Genomic DNA, 2,151 nt, shown 5'->3' on the forward strand with positions numbered 1-2,151 from the left:
AATTTCTTATAATATATTTTTACTATATCTCCAAATTTAATGTGGTCTGTAAAGTCTAGAGGTAAGTTCCAAAGTACAATTTTTGCTTGTTTTGAACTTACAGTATTTAAGTCTGATGATAGTCTATTAAATATGGAAATATCAACATGAATTCCGTCTTGTGTATTGATTATAATTTTAGGAATTTTTTTAGGAAAAGGAGTTCCATCAGTTGATTTTTTTGATTTATCTACATCATAGAACTCAATTTTAAAATCATAACTTAAAAACATATATTATCCTTTATATTTTTCTAATGTGAATGTTTTTACTACTTCTATTGAAAGATTCACTTCAACTTCATCAATATATGGAGTGTCTTTAAACGAAAGGCTAGTAATTATAGCCAATTCTTTAAAGCCAAAAGTTGGACTGTAGATAGTAAAAGGAACTTGTGCTTGTATTCTGTTTGCTAGTTGTTCTTTTACAAGGTGCGAATCAAAGCGAAACAAAAAATTGCCAAAAACAGTAGTTTTAAATATTGAAAGCATATCTTTGTACATCGAGGTTAATATCCCACCACTTAATGAGATATGTTCTCCAGTCATTACGGGGTTGTAGCTTACATATTCCGCTTTTCTGTCATAATAGTTGATAGTGGGCCTTTTAGAGCAACTGGTGTTGTAAGTCCGTGTTATTAGCTGGGTTTTTGGTTTTATAAAAAACAATTGTGGTACATAACCAAAACCTTTTAAATCTGGTCGTGGATATAGCAATAAGAAGTTATCTGCTCCAAAAAGAGCAAATAGTTGGGTTGATATATCTTTTATTAATTGTCTAATCTCTTCACAAGACATTTCCCCCTCTTTTCTATTTTCACAATCTGGTTTTTTAAAGCCTGTAGAATTTTCTTGCGCTGCAGGTGGTGTTGTTTTAGTTACACCAACAATGTTTTTATTTTTAATAGCCATAAAATTATCCTTTACCCCACTATCTTCTTAATAATTGCATTGCCAAGATTAATGAACATCTTTAATAAAGCTCCAGGTACCCCAGCTATGCCGCTTAGTGCGCTTTGGAACGCATTACTAATTGCAGAACCTATAGTATTTGCAAAAGCTGTAGCCATTTTAGTTAAAACTCCAGTAAAACCCGATTTACCATATGTGTTTATCAAGTCTTGGACCCAGTCAATTATTTTTGAAGCACCCTTAAGCACCGGTTGCATACCCGCAGCAGTTACATCCTTAAGGGCTTCCGACAATTTGATTAAATTGCTATCAATCTCTTCTTTTTCATCAGCAAATTTTGTAAGTCCATAACTTGCATAGTCATCTTTTATTTCTTGTAATTTCTTAAATCTATAGTTAAAATCTTTAGATATAACGGCTTCTTCATAGTTATTTTTTGCTTGTACAGTATATTTGTAGCCTTTTATTGTACCTTCCATTGTTTTATAAAGGTCTCCGCGTCCGCTAATATGCGCGTTAACAAGTGCTGCTGCTTCTTGCATGCTAGCGTAGCCGCTAGATACAAGATCAGCCATCATTTCTCCCGCAAGTTGTATTCTCTTATTAGTCAACTGGCCCATGCTTGTTAGAGTCCCCTTAATAAGAGAAAATTGCCGCAAAAACTCTTCTTTTTCTAAGTTGCGTTCAAATCCTTTTCTAGTATTAAGAATTCCCCCTTTAATATTTCCTTCCGCATCTTTAGTCCCCATGAATAATGCTCGTTGTTTTTCTGTATAAAATGCACTATTGAGGTGTTGCGCTTTTCTTTGTTGAGAAACCGCTTCAACTGATTTTTTAATCCAGCCAAAAACAAAACCAAAAAGACCACCCCCAACTTTACTAATAGCGTTGCCAATAACATTTCCTAGGGCACTACCTATAGCAATTTTGGCAACAAGTCCTTTTCCTTGAGAGGCTGCTAGCAGTTTACTTTTTGCTTTTGATTCTTTTGCAAGTTCTTTATATTCAAGGCGTCTTTTATCTCTATCAGACATTAAAGACCTTTTAAAAGCCTCTTTTCTAGCTTTTTCAAAGCCCATACCTTGTTTCATAAGCTTTTTAGTTTCTGTTAGCCTATATTTCTCAACACGCTCTCTTAAGCTTTCAAATTTAGATTGTTTGCTTAGTTCTTTTTTCTTATCAGACAAATTACTTTTTACAA

Annotated in this window: 3 protein-coding genes; all 3 read right to left on the reverse strand. The window is 33.5% G+C overall.

Annotated elements, in window-relative coordinates; genetic code table 11:
• Positions 1-272: DUF693 family protein (locus tag HNP68_RS06620; RefSeq protein ID WP_183221652.1), on the reverse strand; the 272-nt coding region annotated here is incomplete at its 3' end.
• A gap of 3 nt (positions 273-275) precedes the next feature.
• Positions 276-836 (reverse strand): DUF792 family protein, encoded by a 561-nt coding sequence (locus HNP68_RS06625; RefSeq protein WP_183221655.1) that lies wholly within the window; start codon positions 834-836, stop codon positions 276-278.
• Between the two features lie 125 nt (positions 837-961).
• Positions 962-2,151, reverse strand: a 1,190-nt coding sequence (locus HNP68_RS06630) for a DUF759 family protein (protein ID WP_183221654.1), incomplete at its 5' end; no start/stop codon positions are given.

Origin of the sequence: Borreliella yangtzensis (assembly GCF_014201775.1) — a bacterium.
Classification (GTDB): Bacteria; Spirochaetota; Spirochaetia; order Borreliales; family Borreliaceae; genus Borreliella; species Borreliella yangtzensis.